Annotated in this window: 22 protein-coding genes; 11 read left to right on the forward strand and 11 right to left on the reverse strand. The window is 72.5% G+C overall.

Translation table 11 applies throughout. The features are described 5' to 3' along the window. Positions 1-88 precede the first annotated feature (88 nt). The 4 genes from EOE48_RS02140 to EOE48_RS02155 all read right to left on the reverse strand — a co-directional run bounded on the left by EOE48_RS02140 (position 89) and on the right by EOE48_RS02155 (position 4573). Entirely contained in the window at positions 89-1045 is a 957-nt protein-coding gene (locus EOE48_RS02140) for a TIM44-like domain-containing protein (RefSeq protein WP_127727112.1), read from the reverse strand. A gap of 188 nt (positions 1046-1233) precedes the next feature. Then, a complete protein-coding gene (locus tag EOE48_RS02145) occupies positions 1234-2397 on the reverse strand; it encodes an ATP-binding protein (RefSeq protein ID WP_127727113.1) in 1164 nt (387 codons plus the stop codon). Between the two features lie 80 nt (positions 2398-2477). Then, a complete protein-coding gene (locus EOE48_RS02150; protein WP_127727114.1) occupies positions 2478-3695 on the reverse strand; it encodes a pyridoxal phosphate-dependent aminotransferase in 1218 nt (405 codons plus the stop codon). 74 nt (positions 3696-3769) lie between these two features. Continuing rightward, entirely contained in the window at positions 3770-4573 is an 804-nt protein-coding gene (locus tag EOE48_RS02155; protein WP_127727115.1) for an undecaprenyl-diphosphate phosphatase, read from the reverse strand. Between the two features lie 327 nt (positions 4574-4900). Here EOE48_RS02155 and EOE48_RS02160 point away from each other — a divergent pair, with 327 nt between their 5' ends. The 3 genes from EOE48_RS02160 to EOE48_RS02170 all read left to right on the forward strand — a co-directional run bounded on the left by EOE48_RS02160 (position 4901) and on the right by EOE48_RS02170 (position 8570). Beyond that, positions 4901-5593, forward strand: coding sequence for a glutathione S-transferase family protein (locus EOE48_RS02160; RefSeq protein ID WP_127727116.1), 693 nt, complete (start codon positions 4901-4903; stop codon positions 5591-5593). Further along, positions 5590-6732 (forward strand): tRNA epoxyqueuosine(34) reductase QueG, encoded by a 1143-nt coding sequence (queG, locus tag EOE48_RS02165; protein ID WP_425463614.1) that lies wholly within the window; start codon positions 5590-5592, stop codon positions 6730-6732. The genes EOE48_RS02160 and queG overlap by 4 nt, the downstream gene beginning before the upstream one ends. Positions 6733-7250: 518 nt before the next feature. Continuing rightward, a complete protein-coding gene (locus tag EOE48_RS02170; RefSeq protein WP_127727117.1) occupies positions 7251-8570 on the forward strand; it encodes a cystathionine gamma-synthase family protein in 1320 nt (439 codons plus the stop codon). 94 nt (positions 8571-8664) lie between these two features. On the opposite strand, the gene EOE48_RS02175 is transcribed toward EOE48_RS02170, so the two are convergent. Further along, entirely contained in the window at positions 8665-9819 is a 1155-nt protein-coding gene (locus EOE48_RS02175) for a PA0069 family radical SAM protein (RefSeq protein WP_127727209.1), read from the reverse strand. A gap of 76 nt (positions 9820-9895) precedes the next feature. Between EOE48_RS02175 and EOE48_RS02180 the strand changes: the two genes are divergently transcribed. Continuing rightward, entirely contained in the window at positions 9896-10411 is a 516-nt protein-coding gene (locus EOE48_RS02180; protein ID WP_127727118.1) for a hypothetical protein, read from the forward strand. Positions 10412-10490: 79 nt separating this feature from the next. Next, positions 10491-11810 (forward strand): tetratricopeptide repeat protein, encoded by a 1320-nt coding sequence (locus EOE48_RS02185; RefSeq protein ID WP_127727119.1) that lies wholly within the window; start codon positions 10491-10493, stop codon positions 11808-11810. Positions 11811-11828: 18 nt separating this feature from the next. On the opposite strand, the gene moaB is transcribed toward EOE48_RS02185, so the two are convergent. The 3 genes from moaB to EOE48_RS02200 form a co-directional block, all read right to left on the reverse strand. After that, entirely contained in the window at positions 11829-12374 is a 546-nt protein-coding gene (gene moaB / locus EOE48_RS02190) for a molybdenum cofactor biosynthesis protein B (protein ID WP_127727120.1), read from the reverse strand. A 2-nt stretch (positions 12375-12376) separates the two neighbouring features. Continuing rightward, entirely contained in the window at positions 12377-13291 is a 915-nt protein-coding gene (ypfJ, locus tag EOE48_RS02195; RefSeq protein ID WP_127727121.1) for a KPN_02809 family neutral zinc metallopeptidase, read from the reverse strand. 126 nt (positions 13292-13417) lie between these two features. Next, positions 13418-14284 (reverse strand): uracil-DNA glycosylase, encoded by an 867-nt coding sequence (locus EOE48_RS02200; protein ID WP_127727122.1) that lies wholly within the window; start codon positions 14282-14284, stop codon positions 13418-13420. Between the two features lie 207 nt (positions 14285-14491). On the opposite strand from EOE48_RS02200, the gene EOE48_RS02205 reads away from it, so the two are divergent. The 3 genes from EOE48_RS02205 to EOE48_RS02215 all read left to right on the forward strand — a co-directional run bounded on the left by EOE48_RS02205 (position 14492) and on the right by EOE48_RS02215 (position 19184). Then, entirely contained in the window at positions 14492-16153 is a 1662-nt protein-coding gene (locus EOE48_RS02205) for an electron transfer flavoprotein-ubiquinone oxidoreductase (protein WP_127727123.1), read from the forward strand. 130 nt (positions 16154-16283) lie between these two features. Continuing rightward, the gene (locus EOE48_RS02210; protein ID WP_246153898.1) at positions 16284-18143 is read left to right on the forward strand and encodes a tetratricopeptide repeat protein; all 1860 of its coding nucleotides are present in this window, start codon (positions 16284-16286) and stop codon (positions 18141-18143) included. Between the two features lie 162 nt (positions 18144-18305). Next, positions 18306-19184: a 4-(cytidine 5'-diphospho)-2-C-methyl-D-erythritol kinase gene (locus tag EOE48_RS02215; RefSeq protein WP_127727124.1), complete on the forward strand. Its 879-nt coding sequence runs from the start codon at positions 18306-18308 to the stop codon at positions 19182-19184. Here EOE48_RS02215 and EOE48_RS02220 read toward each other — a convergent pair whose 3' ends face one another. Then, positions 19185-19433, reverse strand: coding sequence for a hypothetical protein (locus tag EOE48_RS02220; RefSeq protein WP_127727125.1), 249 nt, complete (start codon positions 19431-19433; stop codon positions 19185-19187). A gap of 96 nt (positions 19434-19529) precedes the next feature. Further along, entirely contained in the window at positions 19530-20297 is a 768-nt protein-coding gene (locus EOE48_RS02225; RefSeq protein WP_127727126.1) for a glucose 1-dehydrogenase, read from the reverse strand. A 180-nt stretch (positions 20298-20477) separates the two neighbouring features. On the opposite strand from EOE48_RS02225, the gene EOE48_RS02230 reads away from it, so the two are divergent. Continuing rightward, positions 20478-21125: a glutathione S-transferase family protein gene (locus EOE48_RS02230; protein ID WP_127727127.1), complete on the forward strand. Its 648-nt coding sequence runs from the start codon at positions 20478-20480 to the stop codon at positions 21123-21125. Between the two features lie 161 nt (positions 21126-21286). Here the strand turns inward: EOE48_RS02230 and EOE48_RS02235 are convergent, their stop codons facing one another. Next, a complete protein-coding gene (locus EOE48_RS02235; RefSeq protein WP_127727128.1) occupies positions 21287-21964 on the reverse strand; it encodes a dihydrofolate reductase in 678 nt (225 codons plus the stop codon). A gap of 337 nt (positions 21965-22301) precedes the next feature. Here EOE48_RS02235 and hflK point away from each other — a divergent pair, with 337 nt between their 5' ends. Together hflK and hflC are read left to right on the forward strand one after the other, a co-directional pair. After that, positions 22302-23450: an FtsH protease activity modulator HflK gene (gene hflK, locus EOE48_RS02240; protein ID WP_127727129.1), complete on the forward strand. Its 1149-nt coding sequence runs from the start codon at positions 22302-22304 to the stop codon at positions 23448-23450. Continuing rightward, positions 23447-24373: a protease modulator HflC gene (hflC, locus tag EOE48_RS02245; protein ID WP_127727130.1), complete on the forward strand. Its 927-nt coding sequence runs from the start codon at positions 23447-23449 to the stop codon at positions 24371-24373. The genes hflK and hflC overlap by 4 nt, the downstream gene beginning before the upstream one ends. Positions 24374-24375 lie beyond the last annotated feature (2 nt).

A 24375-nucleotide genomic window follows, 5' to 3' on the forward strand; every position in this document is an offset into this window, starting at 1 on the left:
CGGCCAGCAAACGAGCCGCGACCCGGCCAGAAAAAAGGCCGGCCCGGGTCGCCCCGGGCCGGCCTCGTTCAAACACTCGCTACCGCGATCAGCGGGTCTGCTGGATCGCCGAGACGACCCACGGCCCGCCGCGGTCGCGGCGGAAGGTCCAGATCTCGGTCGCCTCCGGCGCGCCGGTCTCGACGACGCGGCCGCTGGCCCGGTCGAGGGTGACGTCGCGCAGGGTGTAGCGCATCGCCACGGTGGCGTACTCGGTCGGGCCCTCGCGCCACGCTTCCGACAGGTCGCCCTGCTGGAGCTTCACGTCGGCGATCTTGTTGACCACGCCGCGGGCGGCGTTGGCCTGCAGTTCCTCGGTGAAGTAGCCGGCCATCTCGGGCGTCGTCAGGCGGCGCAGGGTGGCGACGTCCTCGTTGCCGTAGGCGAGCTGGACCTGCCCGAGGGTGCGCTCGAAGGCGTCGAAGTCCTGCGGCGCGACACTGATCTTCTCCATCCGGACGGGAGCGGCGCCCGGTCCGTTGCCGCCGAAGCCGAAGGACGGCCCGCCCTGGGGCGGAACCGCATCGCGGGCGTAGGGCGACGGGCCGCCGGCCATGGCCGGCTGCGGCTGCTGGCGCCGGCGGAAGAACCGCACCGCCAGGAAGATCAGGCCGACGATCAGGCCGACCTGGAGCAGCAGGCCGAGGAACGACGCGATGCCGCCGAGGCCGCCGAAGAAGCCGCCGCCGATCAGCGCGCCGAGCAGGCCGGCCCCGAGCAGGCCGGCGAAGAAGCCGCCGCCGAAGCGCCGCCCCGGCTGCGCCGCGCCGGCGAGGCCGGGATTGCCCATCTGCGGGCCGGGCTGGGTCATCGAGCGCTGCATCGGCGCGCCACCGCCGGGCGCGGTCGCGGTCGGAGCCGGCGCCGAATGGGTGTTCGAGCCGCGCGAGCCCATCGAGCCGCCGCTTCCGGGACGCGCCTCGCCGGCCGTGGCCGCCACGGCCATCAGAGCCGCCAGGCCGAAGGCCGCCGCCGAGCGGCGGCCGCGGGAGAAGGTGGTCATCATCGGTTCGTTTCGCCTCACGCACCAGGATCGCTACCGGGCCGGATCGCCCGGATCGCATATGGGAACCACACCTGCGCAGTAAAAGGGAGGTGTGGCCGCCGGCCTGCGGGTTTCATGACTTCCGGCCGCTTAACAATCGACCACAGACACGGGGGAAGCCAAGCGCGATTTTTTTGCGCTACGCGGGATTAGAGGGCCGCGTCTTTCCGTGTGATCTCGACGGCGGCGGTACGGACGACGGCCCGGCGGGGCGCCGCCTCCTCGACGGCCGGGAAGGTGAGGCGCAGCAGCGTGCCCGTGCCGACGCCGCTTCGCAAGATCACGGTGCCGTTCTGGCGCTTCACCAGGGCGTTGAGGATGGCGAGGCCGGTGCCGCGGCCGGGCTCCCGGGTGGTGAAGAACGGTTCGAGCGCCCGCGCCAGCACCTCCGGCGCCATCCCGGTCCCGGTATCGACCGCGGTCAGGACGACGTGGCGCCCGAGGGTGCCGTCCTCGGCCAGCCCCTCGCCGCCGTGGTTGGCGGCCGACAGGGCGACGCTGCCGCCCTCCGGCATCGCGTCGCGGGCGTTGGCGAGGACGATCTGGAGGATGAGTTCGGTCTGGATCGGGTCGACGCAGGCGGTCCACAGGCCGGGCTCGGCCCGGATGTCGAGCACGATGCCGGGGCCGAGCAGGTCGCGGGCGCGGGGCGCGTAGTCGGCGAGCAGCCGGGCGAGGTCGACCGGGCGCGGCTCCGGCCGGTGCTTGCGCGAGAAGGCGAGGAGGTGCCGGGTCAGGGTCGAGGCCCGCTCGGCGGCGTCGGTGGAGCGCAGCAGCGCCCGCTGCACGAACGGATCGGGATGGTCGCCGAGGCGGCGCTTGAGCCCGTCGACGTAGCCGACGAGGATCTGCAGCAGGTTGTTGAACTCGTGCGCGACGCCGTTGGTGAGTTGCCCGAGGGTCTCGCGGCGCTGGGCCTGGGCCAGGGCGGCTTCGAGGTCGCGGGCCCGGGACAGCTCGACCCACTGCCCGAGGAGCAGGCCCGCGCCCGGCACCGGCGACAGGTGCAGGCCGGCCCACAGAGTGGCGCCGTCGCCCCGCCGGATCAGCGCCTCGGTCCGGCCGGGGCCGCCGGCCGCGACCAGGACGCGCAGGGCCGCCTGCCCCTCGCGGTCGGCGCCGAGATCGGGAAGGCCGCGCCCGCACCACTCCGCCTCGGTCTCGCCCGTGAGGGCGAGCGCGGCCGGGTTGGCGTACACGACCGGGCAAGCGGCGCCGGCGGGGTCGAGCAGCACGCTCGGCAGCGGCGCGGCCGCGAGCGCCGCGCGGAGCGTGGCGTCCGGGGTCTCGTCGGGTGCGCGCAGGTCCGGCACCGGCTGGTCTCCGCAGGAGGCGCGGGCGGCGGGAACGGCCGTCCCCGTCACCTTAGCAGAGGTTGCGGCCTTTCGCCGAGTCACCGGCCGGCGGGTGTGGACAGGGCTGGGGACAAACGGCGCACCGCCTCGTGCAGATCGTCGGCGCTGCGGGCGAAGCACAGCCGCAGGAACCCCTCCCCGCCGGGACCGAAGGCGGTCCCGGGCGCGACCCCGACATTGGCCTCGTCGACGAGGCGCAGGGCGAGCGCGCGGGAATCCGGCTCGTGGTTCACCTTCGGGAAGGCGTAGAACGCGCCCGGGGGCGGCGGCAGGTCCACGCCGGGCAGGCCCCCGAGTCCCTCGGTGAGGATGCGCCGGCCCTCGCGCGCCTGCGCGACCTGCCTGCGCACGAGATCCTCGCCGTCGCGGATCGCAGTCGCGGCGGCGTGCTGGAGGAAGGTGGCGACGCCCGAGGTGGCGTACAGGATCAGCCCGTCGACGATGCGGCCGAGCGCCGGTGGGCCTTCCAGCCAGCCGACGCGCCAGCCGGTCATCGCCCAGTTCTTCGAGAAGGTCTGGACGAACAGCACCCGGTCGCGGTCCTCCGCCTCCCATACGTCGCGGATCGAGGGCGCGCGCCCGAGTTCCGCGTGGGCGGGATCGAACGAGAACCGGCCGTAGATCTCGTCGGCGATGATCCAGAGATCATGATTCCGGGCGATCGCCAGCACGGCGGCGTAATCCTCCGGCGTGGCGGTCCAGCCGGTCGGGTTCGACGGCGAGTTGAGCACGATCGCCCGGGTGCGCGGCGTCACCGCCGCGGCGATGCGGGCGATGTCGAGCGACCAGCCGGCGGCGGCGTCGAACTGCATCGGCACCGCGACGGTGCAGGCGCCCTGGGCCGCGATGGCGCCGAAGAAGTTCGGCCAGGCCGGGGTCGGGATCACGATCTCGTCGCCGGGCTCGGCGGCGATGCGCACGGCGATCTGGAAGGCGTGCATGCCGCCGACCGTGACGAAGAACCCGCCGGGATCGGCCGCGCCGCCGTAGAGCCGCGCGACGTACTCGGCCAGCGCCTCGCGCAAGGCGGGAATGCCGAGCTGGCGGGTGTAGAAGGTGGCGCCGTCGCGCAGCGCGCGGCCGGCGGCCTCGCCGATGAAGTCCGGCGTCGGCCGGTCACCCTCCCCGACCCAGAGCGGGATCAGCCCCGGCCGGTCGAAGCCGTAGGCGAACACCTCGCCGATCCCGCTCGGCAGGACGCCGGCGGCCTCGGCGCTCACCGGCGGCATCGACGGGTGGCTCGGCATCGGGATCATGAAGGCGCTCGCGGCTGTGGCGGACGGCCGAGACTTGCCCCCGCCGGCGGCGGGACACAAGCCCGGCCGGCCCCTCACCCGAAGATGATGAGCCCGGCGAAGCCCAGCGCCCCGACGATGATCCGCCACCACGCGAACAGCGCGAAGCCGTGCCGCGAGACGTAGCCGAGCAGGCTGCGCACCACGAACAGCGCCGACAGGAACGCCACCACGAAGCCGATGGCGATCAGCCCGACGTCGTCCTTCGACAGGTTCTTGTAGTTGTCGAGCAGGTCCTTGGCGAAGGCGCCCGCCATGGTCGGCATCGCGAGGTAGAACGAGAACTCGGTGGCGGCGCGCTTGCCCGAGCCCATCAGCATCGCGCCCACGATGGTGGCGCCCGAGCGCGAGACGCCGGGAATCATCGCGAGGCACTGGAACAGGCCGATCTTCAGCGCCATCGGCAGCGAGTAGTCGTGCACGTCATCGTAGCGCTGCTCGATCTCGGTGTCGTCGACGACCAGCAGCACGAGGCCGCCGGCGATCAGCGTGGCGCAGATGATCCACGGGTTGAACAGGTAGAACTTGATGTACTTCGAGAACAGGCCGCCGACGATCGCCGCCGGCAGGAACGCGATCAGGACGGCCAGGATGAAGCGGCGGGCCTTCGGGTCGGAGGGCGCGCGCCGGGCGAGGTCGAGGAGCTGGCGAAAGTACACCCCGACGATGGCCAGGATGGCGCCGAGCTGGATCAGCACCTCGAAGGTGTTGTTGGGCGACTCGAACCCGATGAAGTGCCCCACCAGGAGCTGGTGGCCGGTCGAGGAGACCGGGATGAACTCCGTCGCGCCCTCCACGAGGGCGAGCAGGACGGCCTTGCCGATGCTGGCGATATCCATCTCAGGCGGCGCCTCCGGCCCGTCCGTGCGCGTTCGGTGTCGTCATCCCGTGCTCCCGCGTTCCACCGCGGCCGGGGCTTGGGCCGGCCGCGGTCGTCATGCCATCGCAGGACCCGTGCCGCCAAGCTCGGAGCCGAGCGCCGGGCGCAGACCACGGCCCCAAGGACGGCCGCCGACCCGTTACCCGCCCGAGCGGCGCGTGTTAAGGAAGGGTTGAGATTTTCGCGACAAAAGTGACCGGCTGTTCATCCAGGACGGGGCCGGTCCGAGGCGGCGCCCCGCCGGGCCTTCCCCGAGGCAGCCAACCTTCAGCGTGACACGGCCCGCATGGCTACGCTCCACCATTCCCCGTTCTGCCCGCATTCGCGCTTCATCCGCCTCGTCCTGGCCGAGATGGGCATGGAGCCGCACCTCGCCGAGGAGCGGACCTGGGAGCGGCGGGAGGAGTTCCTGCTGCTCAACCCCGCCGGAACCACGCCGGTGCTGGTCGAGGAGGGCGGCCTGACGGTGCCGGGCGCGACCGTGATCGCCGAGTATCTCGACGAGACCCGCGGCCTCGGCCTCACCGGCCGCCGGCTGCTGCCGGAGGCGCCCGGCGCCCGGGTCGAGGTCCGCCGCCTGCTCGACTGGTTCCTGAACAAGTTCGACCAGGAGGTGACTGGCTACCTCGTCACCGAGAAGATCCACAAGCGGTTCATGACCTCGAGCCTCGGCGGCGGCCCGCCGGACATGAACGCGATCCGGGCGGCGCGCTCCAACGTGCGCTATCACCTCACCTATATCGGCTACCTCGCGGCGCGCCGGAACTGGCTCGCAGGCGACCATCTGACCTATGCGGATCTCGCCGCGGCGGCCCATCTGTCGTGCGTGGACTACCTCGGCGACGTGCCATGGGACGAGGACGAGATGGCGAAGCACTGGTACGTGCGGCTGAAGTCGCGGCCGTCGTTCCGCAGCCTGCTCGCCGACCGGGTGCCCGGGATGGCGCCGGCGGATCATTACGCGGACCTGGACTTCTGAAGACCGACGCGGCGAAGCGCGACGGTGCCGCCCTGCGGCGCCTCCTCGCGGAGCGGGCGGCGCTCCTCGGCTTCGACGCGCTGTCGGTCACCGGCCCCGACGCGGTGCCGGACCTGCCCCGTCACCTCGCCGCGTGGCTCGCCGCCGGGCATCACGGCGGCATGGCCTGGATGGACGAGCGCACGGCCGAGCGCGCCGACCCGGCCGCCCTGTGGCCGCAGGTCCGCAGCATCGCGATGCTCGGGGTCAATTACGGACCCGACGGCGACCCGCTCGCGACCCTCTCCCGGCCCGGCCGCGCCTCGCTCGCCCTCTATGCCCGCCGACGCGACTACCACGACGTCGTCAAGGGCAGGCTGAAGGAACTCGCGGGCTTCTTCGCCGCGAAGGCGGGCGCGCAGGTGAAGGCGTTCGTCGACACCGCCCCGGTGATGGAAAAGCCGCTCGCCGCCGCGGCCGGGCTCGGCTGGCAGGGCAAGCACTCCGTGCTGGTCTCGCGGGATTTCGGCAACTGGCTGCTGCTCGGGGCGATCTACACCACCGCCGAACTGCCCCGCGACGCGCCGGAGAGCGACCATTGCGGCTCGTGCCGGCGCTGCCTCGACGCCTGCCCGACCGATGCCTTCCCGGCCCCCTACCGCCTCGATGCGCGGCGCTGCCTCGCCTACCTCACCATCGAGCATCAGGGCGCGATCCCGGAGGAATTCCGCGTCCCGATGCGCAACCGGGTATTCGGCTGCGACGACTGCCTCGCGGTCTGCCCGTGGAACAAGTTCGCGGCCGCCGCCCGCGAGGCCCGGCTCGCCGCGCGCGAGGATCTGGCCGCGATCCCGCTCGCGGAGTTGGCGCGGCTCGACGAGGCCGGGTTCCGCGCGCGCTTTTCCGGCACGCCGATCAAGCGTACCGGCCACGCCCGCTTCCTGCGCAACGTGCTGATCGCGATCGGCAATTCCGGCGATCCCGGCCTCGCCGGGGAGGCCGGGCGCCATCTCGCCGCCGCCTCGCCGCTGGTGCGCGGGATGGCGGTGTGGGCGCTCGCCCGCCTCGCCCCCGACCGCCTGCCCGAGATGCCTCCCGGCGAGCTGGACCCGGAGGTCCGGGCGGAATGGCGGCGGGCCGGGCGAGGCCCGGCGACGTGAGACGGAAGCAGTAAGACCGCTTCCGGATTCCCCATCACAGTCCGCGCGGCGCCCGGGCGAGGCCGAAATCCGCATCGCGAAAGCGAACGAGCGGACTTCATGTAAGACGATTTTCGAGTGATCGCTCGGCGACTGCGTTGCCGTCGCCGAGCGATGCGGACACCGGCTGCGCTCAGTGCCCGTTTGACTCTCGATTCAAAGAACAAGCTCCCCCTTTCCCGGACGACTGGAACGCAGTTGAAGAAGATCCGGGATTCAGCACAACAAGTCGCGAAGCGTCCATACTCAGCGACAGTGCTGTCAGGCTGAGCCGCTTCGCGGCACATCTGACGTCTGGATCCCGGATCTCCTTCCGCTATCGCTTCAGTCGTCCGGGAAAGGGGTGCTGCGCGCGATAAATACGATGGACCATCGCTCAAACAGGCGCTCAGTCGCCGCCCGGGCTTGTGATACGAGATCCGGACGTGACCTTCCGGATCTCGTGTCCCTCCGGAGGGGCTGGTGCGCAGGAGAGCCGCATGCCGGACGACCGCTACCACAAGGACAGGCTCGGCAACCGCCGCCTGCACCCCGAGACGCTGATGCTCGGCTACGGCTACGACCCGGCCCTGTCCGAGGGCGCGGTGAAGCCGCCGGTGTTCCTGACCTCGACCTTCGTGTTCACCTCGGCCGAGCACGGCAAGGCGTTCTTCGACTACGTCTCGGGCCGGCGCGAGCCGCCGCCGGGCGAGGCGGCCGGGCTCGTCTATTCGCGCTTCAACCACCCCAACAGCGAGATCGTCGAGGACCGGCTCGCGGTGTTCGAGGAGGCCGAGAGCGCGCTGCTGTTCTCCTCCGGCATGTCGGCGATCGCCACCACGATCCTGAGCTACGCCCGCCCGGGCGACGTGGTGCTGCACTCCCAGCCGCTCTACGGCGGCACCGAGACCCTGATCGCCAAGACGCTCGCCGGCTTCGGTATCGCGGCGGTCGGCTTCGGCGACGGCACGGACCCGGACGCGGTGCGGGCCGCCGCCGCCCGGGCGCGGACGGCCGGCCGGGTCGCGGTCGTCATGGTCGAGACGCCCTCGAACCCGCTCAACACCCTGGTCGACCTCGCCCTGGTGCGGGCGGTCGCCGACGAGATCGGCGCGGATCAGGGCGGGGCGCCAGTGGTGGTGTGCGACAACACCCTGCTGGGCCCGCTCTTCCAGCACCCGCTGCGCCACGGCGCCGACATCTCGGTCTACTCGCTGACCAAGTATGTCGGGGGACATTCCGACCTCATCGCCGGCGCCGCGCTCGGCTCGGTCGCGCGGATGAAGCCGGTGCGGATGCTGCGCTCGGCGATCGGCACCCAGCTCGACCCGCATTCGTGCTGGATGCTCGGCCGCTCGCTGGAGACCCTCTCGCTGCGGATGCGCGAGGCCAACCGCAACGGCGAGGTCGTCGCCGCGATGCTGCGTGCGCATCCGCAGGTGACGCGGGTCCACCATCTCGGCCATCTCGATCCGGACTCGGCGGCCGGGCGGGTCTACGCGGCGCAGTGCTCGGCACCGGGCTCGACCTTCTCGTTCGACGTCGCGGGCGGCGAGGCGGAGGCGTTCCGGGTGCTCAACGCCCTGCAATTGTTCAAGCTCGCGGTCAGCCTCGGCGGCACCGAGTCCCTGGCGAGCCACCCGGCCTCGACCACCCATTCCGGGGTGCCCAAGGACGTCCGCGACCGGCTCGGCGTGAGCGACGCCACCATCCGGGTCTCGATCGGCATCGAGCATCCGGAGGATCTGGTGGCGGATCTCGAAGCCGCGCTGGCGACCCTCGGGCCGGAGGATCGCCGGGGCCCGGGCGACGCACCCTGAGGATCGCGCCCGCGGCTGTGGCTCCGAGGGCCGGATCTCGGGCTCGGGAGCCTCTCCCGGGCGCGAGACCCTCCCTCCCGAGCGGGGCTCGGTGTCAGAACAGGCTCAGTTGCGGCCCGGCCTCGCGCGGGACCGCGAACAGGTCGGTGCGCAGCGGCGCGACGGCGGCGGGGTAGCCGAGCCGGACGCGGGCGAGGCGGACGCGCCGGGCGATCATCTCGGCATACGGGCCGGTTCCGGTGAACCGCCGGCCGAAGGCGGCGTCGTAGGTGCCGCCGCCGCGGGTGTCGGCGACCAGCGCGAAGACACGCTCGGCCTTGCCGGGATAGTGCTCGGCGAACCAGTCGCGCACGAGGTCGGCGAGTTCGTGCGGCAGCCGCAGCAGCGTGCTCCCGGCCGCGACGGCGCCGGCCTCGCGGGCGGCGGCCAGCACCGCCTCGATCTCGTGGTCGTTGAGGCCGGGGATCACCGGCGCCATCAGGACCGAGACGGGGATTCCGGCCGCGGCGAGCGCCCGGATCGTCTCGACCCGCCGGCCCGGCCGCACCGCCCGGGGCTCCATGCGGCGGGCGAGGACCGGATCGAGGGTGGTCAGCGAGACAGCGACCCGGACGAGACCCTGCGCCGCCATCGGTGCGAGCAGGTCGAGGTCGCGCAGAACGAGGTCGGACTTGGTGACGATGCCGACCGGATGGCGGAAGCGCGCCAGCACCTCGAGCACCGCGCGGGTGATCCGGTGCTCGCGCTCGACCGGCTGGTAGGGATCGGTCGCGGTGCCGAGCGCGATCGTGGCGGGACGGTAGCCCCGCGCCGACAATTCCCGCTCCAGCAGCATGGCGGCGTCCGGCTTGGCGAACAGCCGGGTCTCGAAGTCGAGCCCCGGCGACAGGCCGAGATGGGCGTGGTTGGGCCGGGCGAAGCAGTAGACGCAGCCGTGCTCGCAGCCGCGATACGGGTTGATCGAGCGGTCGAAGCCGAGATCCGGCGAGGCGTTGCGGGTGATGATGCGGCGGCTGCGCTCCGGCACGACCTCCGTGCGCAGGCGCGCCGGCGCCTCGTCGCGGTCCCAGCCGTCGGCGAAGCGCTCGCGCCGGGTCGGCTCGTGGCGGCCGGTCGGGTTGGCGGTGGCGCCGCGGCCGCGCCGGGCGGCGGGGTCCGGCATCGCGGCGGCAAGGCGGAAGCGGTCCGGTTGAACCTCGTCCGATGTCACGATGTCCCCGGATGCGGCGTTCGACTTGCCCGCCAGCATCGAACAAAACGCGAACATTTGCAAGTGACGTCGATCGAGGCAGGACGACGACGTTCACATGCGTTATGGGCCGGCCATGTTCACGGCCGTCGTCCACGTCGCGGGTGCAGGAAGCCCGTCCACCGTCGATGCCCTAGCGGACACGCTGTCGGCGCTCGTCGACGGGGTGGCGGCCGGGGTGATCGGCGACGCCGTGATCGCGACCGCCCATGCCCGCGACCCCGACTACGTCACCATCGCGGAGAGCACCGGGGCGATCCTGGTCGCCTGCGGCGCCACGCCCTGGACTGCCGCCGCCGCCGTGGCCCGCCGCGCCTGGCTGCTGTGCCTCGATGCCGGGGACGTTCCGGCGGAGGGATGGGTCCGCACCCTCGACCGCTTCGCCGCGACCGCCGGACCGCAGATCGTGCTGGCCCGCCTCGCCCGGCCGGGCGCGACGGTGCTGGAGCGCCTCGCCGCCCGCCGGGAGGCGCTGGCCGGGACCCGCACCGTGCGGGCCGGCGACGTGGTCCGCCGCGACGCGGTGCGGGCGGGCCTTCCGCTGAAGCGGGTCAAGGCGTGGCCGCTGCGCGCCTCGGTGACCCGGGGCTGATCCCGGACGCGGGGAGTAGCCGGGCCCGGCGCCGGGCGGCTACATGATCGTCCCACGCAGGACAGTCCCAGGACACCAGATGGCCCACGCCGACCGCCGCGGCCTGCCGCTCTCGACCTCCTCCGACCGTGCCGCCGCGCTGTACCGGGACGGCGTCGACCTCCTGCTCGCGGCGTGGCCCGGCGCGGCGGAGCGTCTGGACGCGGCGATCGCGGAGGACCCGGACTTCGCCCTCGCCCACGCGGCCCGGGCCCGCCTGCACGCGATGCGCGCCGAACCGGCGGCGGCGCGGACCCGGATCGCCGCGGCGACCGAATGCGTCGCCCGGCACGGGACCGGGCGCGAGCGCGGCCACGTCGCGGTGCTCGCGCTGGCGATCGACGGTCGGGCGCCGCAGGCGCTGGCGCAGGGCCTCGCCCACGTCGAGGCGTGGCCGCGGGACGCCCTGATCCTGTCGCTGCCCCTCGGCGCCTTCGGGCTCCTCGCCTTCTCGGGCATGGCCGATCACGACCGGGCCCGGGTCGACCTGTGCGAGCGCCACGCCCGGCACTACGACGCCGACGACTGGTGGTTCCTGACCTATCGCGGCTGGTCCCACGCCGAGAACGGCGCGCTGGCGCTCGGGCGCGACCTCGCCGAGCGCGGCTTCGCGCTCCGGCGGGAGAACGCCAACGGCGCCCACGCCCTGTCGCACGCGCTGTTCGAGCAGGGTGCGGGCGCGGAGGCCGAGGCGCTGATCGAGGGCTGGCTGCCGAGCTACGACCGGTCCGGCATCCTGCACGGGCACATCGCGTGGCACGCCGCGCTCGCGGCGCTGGAACGCGACGACCCGGGGCAGGCGCTCGCCGTCTACGCCGCGCATGTCGGCCCCTCGGTCACCGCCGGGCTGCCGCTCAACGTGCTCACCGACACCGTGTCGCTGCTCTGGCGCCTGCGGGCCTACGGTCACGCGGTCCCGGACGGGCTTTGGGAGGAGGTCGCGGCCCATGCCGACCGGCATTTCGCCGGGCCGGGCTTCGCCTTCGCCGACGTGCATCGAGGGCTGCTCGCGGCGGCGACCGGCGACCGCGAGGGGGCGCAGGCGCGCATCGCGGCGCTGACCGGGCTCGTCGCGGCGGGCCGGCTCGCGGCGGGCGAGGTGGTGCCGGCGATCTGCCGCGCCGCCCTCGCCTTCGTCGACGGGGACGACGCCGCCTGCATCCGCATCCTCGATCCGGTCGCCGCGGAGGTCGCGCGCATCGGCGGCAGCGGCGCCCAGCGCGAGGTGATCGAGGACACGCTGCTGGTCGCGCTGATGCGCAGCGGTGAGAGCGCCCGGGCCCGCACCCTGCTCGACCGCCGGCTCCACCGCCGCCCGTCGCCGCGCGACGCGCGCTGGCGCGAGAGGCTTCCGGCCTGACCGGTTCGGACCGCCCGGTCAGGCCCCGCGCTGCAGGTGCTCGTCGAGGCGGGGCAGGATCTCGACGAAGTTGCACGGCCGGTGGCGATAGTCGAGCTGCGCCGCCAGGATGCCGTCCCAGGCGTCCCGGCACGCCCCGGGCGAGCCCGGCAGGCAGAAGACGTAGGTCGCGCCCGCCACCCCCGCGGTCGCCCGCGACTGCAGCGTCGAGGTGCCGATCTTGTCGTAGGAGATGCGGTGGAAGACGATCGAGAAGCCGTCCATGCGCTTCTCGAACAGCGGCTCGACCGCCTCCGGCGTCACGTCGCGGCCGGTGAAGCCGGTGCCGCCGGTGGTGAGGATCACGTCGACGCCCGGATCGGCGATCCAGGCCGCGACCCGGCCGCGGATCGCCGCCACGTCGTCGGGGACGATGGCGCGGTCGGCGAGGACGTGGCCGGCGCCGGTCAGCCGGTCGGCCAGGGTGTCGCCGGATCGGTCGTCGGCGAGTCTCCGGGTGTCCGACACGGTCAGGACGGCGATCCGCAACGGCACGAAGGCCCGGGCGGTGTCGAGGCCGGCCATGGTCAGAGCTGCGAGGCGCGGAAGGTGTCGCAGGACTGGGTCTGGCCGCTGCGGAACCCGGTCTGGAACCAGCGCATGCGCTGGGCCGAGGAGCCGTGGGTGAACGAATCCGGCACCGCGTAGCCCTGGCTCTGCTTCTGGAGCCGGTCGTCGCCGATCGCGCTCGCCGCCTGCATCGCCTCCTCGATGTCGCCCTGCTCCAGGGCGTTGAAGCGGTCGTCGGAGTTCTTGGCCCAGACGCCGGCGAGGCAGTCGGCCATCAGCTCGACCCGCACCGAGAGCCGGTTGGCCTCGGTCTGGTCGACCTGCTGCTGGCGCCGCTGCACCTTGGGCAGGATGCCGAGCACGTCCTGGACGTGATGCCCGACCTCGTGCGCGATGACGTAGGCGTAGGCGAAGTCGCCCTTCACCTTGAACTTCTGCTCCATCTCCTTGAAGAACGAGGTGTCGAGATAGACCTTCTTGTCGAGCGGGCAGTAGAACGGCCCCATCGCGGCCCGGGCCATGCCGCAGCCGCTGCGAGTGCCGCCGGTGTAGAGCACCATCGTGGTCGGGGTGTAGGCCTTGCCGGTCTGGTTCGGCAGCACCTCCTTCCACACGTCCTCGGTGTTGCCGAGGATCGCGGCGGCGAACTTGCCGGTCTGGTCGCTCGGCGCGCCGGTGCGGCGGTCGGGGCCCTGCTGACCCTGGCTTTGGCCCTGCTCCTGGGGCGCCCGCGGCCGGGTCATGGTCTCGGCGCCGCCGATCAGGATCGCCGGATTGATGCCGGTGACCCAGCCGATGATGCACAGGATCACGATGGTGCCAATGCCGAGCCCGCCGGCGCCGCCGCCGGGAAAGCCGAACCCTCCGCCCCCGCCGCCCTCGCCGCGGCGGTCTTCCACGTTGTCGGAGGTTCGGAAGTCTTCCCAACGCATGTCGTCCCACCCGCTCTCGGCTACGGTCGCGCCCGACGGCTAGGCAGGACGACGCACCGGCTCAAGAGAAATCTTCCGGCGGGCGATACGGTTCCGGTTGCGCCGCGTCCCACGCGCCGGTCGGGCTCACGATCCGGCTTCGTCGAGGGCGGCGCGCAGCGCCCGGAAGTCGCGCCAGGCGAGGCGCTTCTGGAGCGGCTGGCGCAGCAGGTAGGCCGGATGCAGCGTGGCCAGCAGCCGGATCTCGCGCCGGTCGGTGCGGTAGGGGTACCAGCGCCCGCGCGACTTGAGGATGCCGTCCTTGGTCCCCGCGAGGGCCTGGGTGGCGACGCCGCCGAGGCAGACGAGGATGTCGGGGTCGGCGAGCGTGATCTGCCGCTCGATGAACGGCTTGCAGGTCGCGATCTCCTGCGGGGTCGGGTTGCGGTTGCCCGGCGGGCGCCACGGCACGACGTTGCCGACATAGGCGTTGCCGCGGTCGAGACCGATCGCCCGCATCATCCGGTCGAGGAGCTGGCCCGAGCGGCCCATGAACGGCTTGCCGGCCCGGTCCTCCTCGGCGCCCGGCGCCTCGCCGACGAACATCACCTTCGCGGCCGGGTTGCCGTCGGCGAAGACGAGGTTCTTGGCGGTGAAGCGCAGGGCGCAGCTCTCGAACCGGGCGAGGAGCCCTTCGAGGTCCTCCAGCGTGGCGGCGTTGCGGGCGAGCGCGCGGGCATCCTCCTGCGCCTCGCCGGGCGCCGCCTCGGCCGAGCGGCCGAAGGTCTGGGCCGGCGGGGCCGGCCGGGGCTGCGGGGCCGCCGGAGCCTCCGGGCGCGACGCGCGCCGGGCCTCCGCGGGCGCCGCGGCGGCCTCGGCACGCACCGCCCGCGGGGCGGCGCCCTCGGCGAAGCGGTCGCGCGGGGTCTCGTCCAGGGCCGCGTCGGCCCCGGCCTCGACGTGGAAGTCGAGCAGGGAGAGCAGGCTGCGGTCGGGGGCGGCGTCCGTCGTCATGCCGGAGATGTGGCGGGCGGACCGCCTGTGGACAACACGCCGAACCCGGCGGCGGCGGCTTTCGTTGCTTGCGCGCGCGGACATGGCGTCGCACGCTCGGCAGATTGGAACCGGTTGAGCCTGCCGGAGATCGTTTATATGTGAACGATCGGTGGCCGGCGCGCGACGCCGCGCCGGGCTGCAGGCGGATACGTGGGAGGATTCGGGATGGAGCTGCCGGAACGCGAGGCGATGGACTTCGACGTCGTGATCGTCGGAGGGGGGCCGGCCGGCCTCGCGACCGCCATCCGCCTGAAGCAGCTCGCGGCCGAATCAGGGGCCGAGGTCTCGGTGGTGGTGGTCGAGAAGGGCGGCGAGATCGGCGCCCACATCCTGTCGGGGGCGGTGATCGACCCGTCCGGGCTCGACGCCCTGGTGCCGGAGTGGCGCGACGACCCGGACCGGCCGCTGAAGACCGCGGTGGTCAAGGACGAGTTCATGTTCCTCGGCCCGGCCGGGGGCGTGGCGATGCCGAACTTCGCCTTCCCCAAGCTGATGAGCAACCACGGCAACTTCGTCGGCTCGCTCTCCAACGTCACGAAGTATCTCGGCCGCAAGGCGGAGGAGCTCGGCGTCGAGATCTATCCCGGCTTCCCGGCCGCCGAGGTGCTGTTCGACGGCAGCACCGTGGTCGGCATCGCCACCGGCGACCTCGGCATCGGCCGGTCAGGCGAGGCGCGCGACGACTTCACCCGCGGCATGGAGCTGCGCGCCAAGTACACGGTGTTCGGCGAGGGCGCCCGCGGCTCGCTGACCAAGCGCCTGATCGACCGTTACGCGCTCAACCAGCATTCCGACCACCAGAAGTACGGGCTCGGGGTCAAGGAGCTGTGGCAGGTCAAGCCGGAGAAGTTCCGGCCCGGGCTCGTCCAGCACAGCATGGGCTGGCCGCTGCCGAACAAGGCCGGCGGCGGCTCGTGGCTGTACCACTTCGACGACCACCTCGTGTCGGTCGGCTTCGTGACGCACCTGAACTACGAGAACCCGACCCTGTCGCCGTTCGACGAGTTCCAGCGCTTCAAGACCCACCCGATGATCCGCGACGTGTTCGAGGGCGCCAAGCGCATCGGCTACGGCGCCCGCGCGATCATGGAGGGCGGCTGGCAGTCGGTGCCCAAGCTCGTCTTCCCGGGCGGCTGCCTCGTCGGCGACTCGGCCGGCTTCGTCAACGTGCCGCGCATCAAGGGCTCGCACAACGCGGTGCTGTCCGGCATGCAGGCCGCCGGCGCGATCCACGCCGCGCTCGCCGAGGGCCGCCAGGGCGACGAATTGACCGCCTACGAGGACGGCTGGCGCGACAGCCCGATCGGCTACGACCTCAAGCGGGTGCGCAACGTCAAGCCGCTGTGGTCGAAATACGGCACCCTCGTGGGCGTCGGGCTCGGCGGCCTCGACATGTGGCTGAACGAACTCGCCGGCGTCTCGCTGTTCGGGACGCTCGCCCACGGCAAGCCGGACTACGCCTGCACCAAGCCGCTCAAGGACGTGACGCCGATCAAGTACCCGAAGCCCGACGGGGTGCTGACCTTCGACCGGCTGTCCTCGGTCTACCTCTCGAACACCAACCACGAGGAGGACCAGCCGCCGCACCTCCAGGTCAAGGACATCGCGCTCCAGAAGCGCTCCGAGCACGACGTGTTCGGCGGTCCCTCGGCCCGGTACTGCCCGGCCGGCGTCTACGAGTGGATCGCCGAGGGGAGCGAGCCGCGCTACCAGATCAACGCGCAGAACTGCGTCCACTGCAAGACCTGCGACATCAAGGATCCGAACCAGAACATCAACTGGGTCACCCCGGAGGGCCCGGGCGGGCCGACCTACACCAACATGTGACCGGCCCGTGCCGACCGCGGCGCCACCCCGGCGCCGCGGTTTGGTCTTGCCGCTGCCCCGGCGGGAGTCCAATGTCGGTGCCGATTGCGCGCCGGCGCCGCGGCCGGACGCGCCGGACGGAGTCCTTCGCGTGGTATCCACGACCCGAATTCCCCTCCCCCGCCGGGGCGCGCTCGCCGCGCTGGCCCTGCTGCTCGCGACGCCGGCGCCGGCGCTGGCGGCCCGGTTGCAGGCCCGCGACGTGGCCGCCCCGCAGGCCTACGAGCCGGCCGATTCGCTGGAGGGCAACTACCTCGCCGCCTACATCGCCGGCGCCTCGCGCGACACCGCCGCGGCGGCGAGCTACTACCGCGAGGCGGTGAAGGGCGACCCCCGCAATGCCGAGTTGCTGGAACGCTCCTTCGTCGCCCTGCTGGCGGACGGCGCGATCCCGGAGGCGTTCCGCGCCGCCGAGCGGCTGACCAGCCGCGACGGCTCCAACGGCCTCGCCCAGCTCTCCCTCGGCGTGCAGAAGATCAAGGCCAAGCAGTACCAGGGCGCGCGCCAGAACCTGCAGCGCGGCGGCCGGGGTGCCGCCGCCGACCTGACCTCGACCCTGCTCACCGCGTGGTCCTTCGCCGGGGCGGGCGACGCCAAGAAGGCGTTCGAGACCATCAACAAGCTGCGCGGCGAGCGCTACTACAACGTCTTCCGCGACTACCATGCCGGCCTGATCGCGATCCTCGTCGGCGACAAGGTCGAGGCCGAGCGCCGCCTCAAGGCGGCCTACGACGCCGACCGCAACACCCTGCGCATCGTCGACGCCTATGCCCGTTTCGAGGCCGAGTCGGGCCGGCCCGACCTCGCGGTGCAGGCCTACCAGGACTTCGACGCCGTCCTGCCGCGCCACCCGATCGTGCGCGACGCCCTCGACAAGCTGAAGGCCGGCAAGAGCCTCGGCCAGCTCGTCACCAGCGCCCAGGAAGGTGCCGCGGAGGTGCTGTACGGGCTCGGCTCGGCCGGGACCTCGCAGGGCGACGAGCTGCCCGCGGTCGTCTACCTGCGCCTCGCCCTCTACCTCGCGCCCGAGCATCCGCTGGCGCTGCTCACCCTCGCCGACACGCTCGAGCGCATGAAGATGCCCGACCGTGCCAACGAGGTCTTCGCCCGCATGCCGGCGGGCTCGCCGCTGAAGCTCAACGCCGAGATCCAGATCGGGCTCAACCTCGAGCAGATGGGCAAGGGCGAGGAGGCGATCGCCCACCTCGATCAGGTCGCCAAGACCTATCCCAACGACGTCGACGTGATCTCGGCGCTCGCCAACGTGCAGCGCTCGCGCAAGAAGTACGCCGAGGCGACCGAGACCTACAGCAAGGCGATCAACCTGATCGGCACCGAGCCGGCGCGCAACTACTGGACGCTGTTCTACTTCCGCGGCACCGCCTACGAGCGGGCCAAGGACTGGCCGAAGGCCGAGGCCGACCTCAAGAAGGCGCTGGAGCTGGTGCCGGCCCAGCAGCCGACCGGCCGGGCGCAGGTGCTCAACTACCTCGCGTATTCCTGGGTCGACCAGAACATCAACATCGACGAGGCGTTCCGCATGCTGAAGCAGGCGGTCGACCTCCAGCCGCGCGACGGCATGATCATCGACAGCCTCGGCTGGGCCTATTACCGCCTCGGCCGCTGGGACGACGCGGTGCGGGAACTGGAAAAGGCGATCGAGCTGAAGCCCGGCGACCCGACGATCAACGACCACCTCGGCGACGCCTACTGGCGCGCGGGGCGCCGGCTCGAAGGCAAGTTCCAGTGGCAGCACGCCAAGGACCTCAACCCCGAGCCGGAGGATCTCGCCAAGATCGAGGCGAAGCTGAAGGACGGCCTGCCGGAACTCGACAAGCCGGCCGCCACCGCCGAGGGCAAGCCGACTCCCGACCAGCCCGAGATGCCGAAGGGCGCCCCAGCCCCGACCGAGCCTCCGGCGATGGGCACCGAGCCGAAGAACGGGGGATGAGGGGGGCTTTTCTCCCGCCGAGATCCAGCGCGCCGGCGAGCATGGTCAGGGAGCTGGCCCCCTCTCCCGATGGGGAGAGGGGATTCCGCGCTTGACACTCGAAGCGCAAAGCCGCCTCCACCCAGCCGCGCCCCTGTCCCACTCCTCTCCCCCCGATCCCCCGTGACCACCCTCGCCACCCGCGCCCCCGCCAAGATCAACCTGACCCTGCACGTCCTCGGCCGCCGGCCGGGCGACGGCTATCACGTGCTCGAAAGCCTCGTGGTGTTCGCGGGCGTCGGCGACGCCCTGCGGCTCGACCCGGGGCCGGCGCTCGACCTCGTGGTGTCGGGACCGACCGCCGGACCGGCCGGGCCGCTCGCCGACAACCTCGTGATGCGCGCCGCCCGCCACCTCGCCGACCGGCTGCCGGGCCTGCGGGTCGGGCGCTTCGGTCTGGTCAAGCGGCTGCCGGTGGCCGCCGGCATCGGCGGCGGCTCGTCGGACGCGGCGGCGGCCCTGCGCCTGCTCGCCCGGCTCAACGATCTCGCGCCGGACCATCCGGCGGTGACGGACTCCGCCCGCGCCGCCGGGTCCGACGTGCCGGTCTGCCTCGATCCGACCGCCCGGATGATGCGCGGCGCCGGCGAGACGGTCGGCCCTCGGATCGTCCTGCCGGGCCTGCCGGCGGTGCTCATCAATCCCGGCGTTCCGGTCGAGACCGCGCCGGTGTTCCGGGCGCTCGGCCTCAAAGCCGGCGAGGCGCATCCGGCCGCGGCCTGCGGGCACCCGGAGATCCGGGGCGACGACCTCGCGACGCTCCTCGACCGGATCGGTCCGGCCCGCAACGACCTCGAAGCGCCGGCCCTGACGGTGGCGCCGGTGATCGGCGACACGCTGGCGGCGCTGCGCGACCAGCCCGGCTGCCGGCTCGCCCGGATGTCGGGCTCGGGCGCGACGGTGTTCGGCCTGTTCGGCCACCGCAGCGAGGCGGCGCGGGCGGCGCGGGCGATCCGCGCCGCGGCGCCGGGCTGGTGGGTGCGGCCGACGATCCTGCGCTGATCACCACTCGGGGAACACCCGGGGCGGAATGTTGTAGATCGGCAGCCGCTCGTTGCGCGGCAGCCACGCCTCGACGATCACGCCGTCGGGCTCGCTGTAGCCGAACGCGCGGGGCGGCGCGGGCACCGGAATGGCGGCGGAGCGCACGACCGGCGGATGCCCGGCCCGTGGCGGGAGCGGCTGCCCCCCGGCCAGGGCGGGCGCGGCGAGCAGGGCCGTCAGGGTGGCGGCGGCGAGAAGGCGGTGCATGGCGGGTGTTCCGGCGGCATCGGCCGCCGATCCAACCCGATGCCCCGCCACCGGCGGCTTAACGGCGGCCGGCGACGCCGCCGCAGGGTTGACGGATCATTGCGCCGTCACGCCGCCGTCGATGACCAGTTCCGAGCCGGTCACGAAGCCCGCCTCGTCGGAGGCGAGATAGGCGGCCATCGCGGCGACCTCCTCGGCCCGGGCGTTGCGCCCGACCGGCACCGAGGCCCGCAGCTTCTCGCGCAGGGCATCCGGGTCGCGGCCGCCGCCGGCGAGCGAGTGCAGCAGCTCGGTCTCGGTGAAGCCGGGATGGATCGAGTTGCAGCGCACGCCGTAGCCCTGGCGGGCGCAGTGCAGGGCGACCGACTTGGTGAGCAGCCGCACCGCGCCCTTGGAGGCGTTGTAGGCCGCGAGGTTGTGGCCGCCGACGATCCCCGACACCGACGACAGGTTGATGATCGACCCGCCGCGCCCGGCCGGCGGCTTCATCGCCCGCACCGCGTGGCGGCAGCCGAGGAAGGTGCCGTCGACGTTGACCGCCTGCACCCGGCGCCACTCCTCCAGGCTCACCGATTCGATCGTGCCGACCACCGCGATGCCGGCGCTGTTGACCAGGACGTCGAGGCCGCCGTGGCGCGCCATGGCGCCGTCGACCACCCGGGTCCAGCCGCCCTCGTCGGTGACGTCGAGGGCCTCGAAGCGGAAGGCCGGGTGCTCCGCCTCCACCATCCGCCCGACCGCCTCGTCGATGTCGGCCAGCACCACCGCGACCGCGCCCTCCCGGGCGAAGCGGTGGGCGGTCGCCAGCCCGATGCCGCGCGCCCCCCCGGTGACGAGGGCGACCTTACCCGCCAAGCGCTGCATGGCGCGTTCCTTCCCCATGCCGGCTCTGCAGCGGCCGGCTGGCGCCAACGTAATTCCGCCGGCCCGTGGGACGCAATCGGAGAGAGTCGATCCGTCGCGACGATCCTCGACAGCAACCTTCCAGCAAGTCTGGCGCGCTCGACGGCGATCCGGCATGGAGGAACCCGGAGGACCGCGCCGATGTCGGAGTCTTTGAAGTTGTATTACTCGCCGGGCGCCTGCTCGCTGGCACCCCATATCGCCCTCGAGGAGACCGGCGCCGCCTTCGAGCCGGTGCGGATCGACTTCGCGACCGGCGAGCAGAAGAGCGGCGCCTATCTCGCGATCAACCAGAAGGGCCGGGTTCCGGCGCTCGCCGAGGGCGACTGGGTCGTGACCGAGAATCCCGCCGTGCTGCGCACCATCGCCCGCCGGTTCCCGGAGGCCGGGCTGTGGCCGGAGGACCCGCGCGAAGAGGCGGCCTGCGCCGAGTGGCTGGCCTGGCTCGCCTCGACCGTCCACGTCGCCTACGCGCATATCCGCCGGGCCGAGCGCTACGCCTCCGACGAGGCGGCGATCCGCGACGTGCAGCAGAAGGGCCGCGAGAGCTGCGCCGACCTGTGGACGATGGTCGAGGTCGGGCTGTCGCGGGGCGGCTGGGCGGTCGGCGAGCGCTACAGCGTGGCCGATCCCTACCTGCTCACCTTCTGGACCTGGGGCCGCGGCCCGGTGCTGGGCTACGACATGGCGGCCCTGTTCCCGCACTGGACCGCGCATGCGCGCCGGATGGCGCAGCGACCGGCGGTGCAGCGGGTCTTCGCCCGCGAGGGCCTCGCGCTGCCGGAGTGATACGGATTTCGGACGATCCGGTCCGAGATCCGTATCGCATCAACGTCGATCTCGGGCTTGCCCGAGATCGACAGGGCCGTTGACCCATCTCGGAAGCCCTATGACGCCGAGGCCGGGTCGTGCCCGTCCGGCGGATCGGTGCGGCGAGGTCCCGGACCCGGTCACGCCAGGACGGGCGGCAGCGGAATCGGCCGGTCCGGCTCGGCGGTGATGCTGGCGAGGTGCTCCGGGAGCCGCGGCAGCGGCCGCCCGACCCGGTGAGCGAGGGCGTCCGCGTCCGCATCGATCTCCCGATCCGGCGCCTCCCGCCTGTCCAGCACGCGGATCCGGAACGGCGCGTCGTCGCCCTCCGACCGCGGATAGGACCGTGCCTCCCGCTCGACCCAGGTCGCCGGATCGAAGCGGCGGGTGAAGAACGCATCGCCGCCCGCAACGCGCATCTCCACCTCCGTGAGGTAGATGCGGGTGAACAGATCCTCGAACAGGCCGTAGGTCCGGGCGCCGCCGATGACGAAGACGCTGCGCTTGTTGCGCTCGACCGAGACGAGATCTGCCAGCGCGACCGCCATGTCCCGGCTCGACGTCCAGACCAGGTTGCCCCGATCCTCGCCGCCCGACTGCGACAGCACGATGTTCAGCCGGCCCGGCAGCGGACGGCCGAGGGAGGCGTAGGTCGACCGCCCCATGACGACGACGTGGTCCATGGTCACCGAGCGGAAGAACCGCAGATCGGTCTTCAGCCGCCAGGGCAGCGCGTTGTCGCGCCCGATGACGCCGTCCGGGTGGCTGCGGGCGACGATGCAGGCGATCGTGGGCAGGTGGCGTCGGGTCGGCTTCATCGTTGCGCATGTCCAGGCGAGCCTGCCGGCCGGCCGCCCAGGCTTCGTCCGGTTCGGTTAAGAACGCGTATGCGGGCGGTCTCCGCCCCGCGGACACTCCGCTGCACCGGAGTGTCCGGCAAGCACGTCCCGCGCGCCGTCTCCATCTCATCAAGGACGGTGCGGCGATGAAACCGCCCGCGGGCGGCAGAACCTTGAGGGTGGCGCCGCCGGCAGAGGTTGCTTTCGGGCCACGGGCGGCCGATATCGCAGCTTCGACGAGTGCGGACATCCATTCGAGAGCCGCGCGGGACGCGCCAGCGCGGGGCGTGCCGGCCAGGAAAGGACGCGGGCGAGCATGCCTTGGAGTAATCAGAGCGGCGGTGGCGGCGGCGGCAACGGGGGCGGTCCCTGGGGCCGGGGCGGCGGAGGCGGCGGCCCCTGGGGCGGCGGCGGCGGCAACCAGCCGCCGGACCTCGAGGACCTGCTGCGCCGCAGCCAGGACCGGCTGCGCAACCTCGTCCCCGGCGGCGGTCCGGTCGGCGCCAAGGGCGTCGGGCTCGCGGTTCTCGTCGTCGCGGTGCTGTGGCTCGCGACCGGCTTCTACACCGTCGCGCCCAACCAGGTCGGCATCAACACGGTGTTCGGGCGCTACACCGGGCAGGCCGGCGAGGGCCTGCGCTACAACTTCCCCTATCCGGTCGGGGCCGTGGTGAAGCCCAATGTCGGGCAGGTGAACAGCATCCAGATCGGCTACCGCGCCGGTGCCGGCGCGCAGCGCTCCCGCGACGTGCCGGAGGAGAGCCTGATGCTCACCGGCGACGACAACATCGTCGACATCGACTTCGACGTGCAGTGGCGCGTCAACCCGGCCAAGGCCGAGGAGTTCGTGTTCAACCTCCAGAACCCGGAGGGCACGATCAAGTCGGTCGCCGAGAGCGCGATGCGCGAGGTGATCGGGCGCCGGCAGATCCAGCGCATCCTCACCACCGAGCAGTCGAGCGTGTCGCAGGAGGTCCAGGAGATCATCCAGAAGGCGCTCGATTCCTACGGCGCCGGCGTGCTCATCAACGTCGTGCAGCTCCAGGGCGTCAGCCCGCCTCCCGAGGTGCGTCAGGCCTTCATCGACGTCAACGCGGCGCAGCAGGACGCCGCCCGCGCCCGCAACGAGGCCGAGACCTACGCCAGCCGCGTCGTGCCGGAAGCGCGCGGCCGGGCGTCCCAGATCGTGCAGCAGGCCGAGGCCTACAAGACCCAGGCCACCGCCGAGGCGACCGGTCAGGCCGCGCGCTTCCGCGAGGTCTACGAGTCGTACAAGGTCTCGCCCGAGGTCAGCCGCGAGCGGATGTTCCTCGACACCATGGAGAAGGTGCTCGGCAGCGTGAACAAGGTGATCATCGACCAGAACGCCTCCGCCGGATCGGCGACCGGCGTGGTGCCGGTCCTGCCGCTCAACGAGTTCGCGCCGGTCCGCCAGGGCGCCCAGACCCAGGGGACCGCCCGATGAACGCGCAGACCCTTCGCACCACCCTCATCGCGCTCTCGGCGGTCCTGGTCGTCCTGGTCTACGCCTCGGCCTTCACGGTCGGCCAGACCCAGCAGGCCCTGGTGCTCCAGCTCGGCCGCGTCCGCACGGTGCTGAACCAGGCCGGCACCGACAGGCCGGGCCTGTACTTCAAGATCCCGTTCCTCGAGACCGTGGTGATGTTCGAGAAGCGCCTGCTCGATCTCGACCTGCCGGTGCAGACCGTGCTGTCGGCCGACCGGCAGAACCTCGAGGTCGACGCCTTCGCGCGCTACAAGATCAGCGATCCGCTGCGGTTCTACCAGTCGGTGAACAACATCGCGCTCGCCAACCAGCGCCTGTCGAGCTTCACCAACGCGGCGACCCGCAACGTCCTGGCCAGCGCCTCGCGCGACGCCATCGTGCGGACCGACCGCGAGGGCCTGATGAACCGGATCCAGGAGGACGTGAACCGGCAGGCCAAGAATCTCGGCGTCGAGATCATCGACCTGCGCCTGACCCGCGTCGACCTGCCGGCGGCCAACAGCCAGGCCGTGTACCAGCGGATGCAGACCGAGCGGCAGCGCGAGGCGGCGGACCTGCGCGCCAACGGCCAGCAGGTCGCCGTGACCATCAAGGCCAAGGCCGACCGCGACGTGACCGTGCTGCTGGCCGAGGCGCAGCAGCAATCCGACCAGCTGCGCGGCTCGGGCGACGCCGACCGCAACCGCATCCTCGCCGAGGCCTTCGGCCAGGATCCCGGCTTCTTCGCCTTCTACCGCTCGATGCAGGCCTACGAGAAGGGCCTGACCGGGGCCGACACCCGGCTGGTGATGAGCCCGAACTCCGAGTTCTTCCGCTACTTCAACGATCCGGCGGGCCGGGCACGGGCCGGCACTCCGGCCCCGGCCGCCTCCGGACAATAGTT

Origin of the sequence: Methylobacterium oryzihabitans (genome assembly GCF_004004555.2) — a bacterium.
Taxonomy (GTDB): domain Bacteria; phylum Pseudomonadota; class Alphaproteobacteria; order Rhizobiales; family Beijerinckiaceae; genus Methylobacterium; species Methylobacterium oryzihabitans.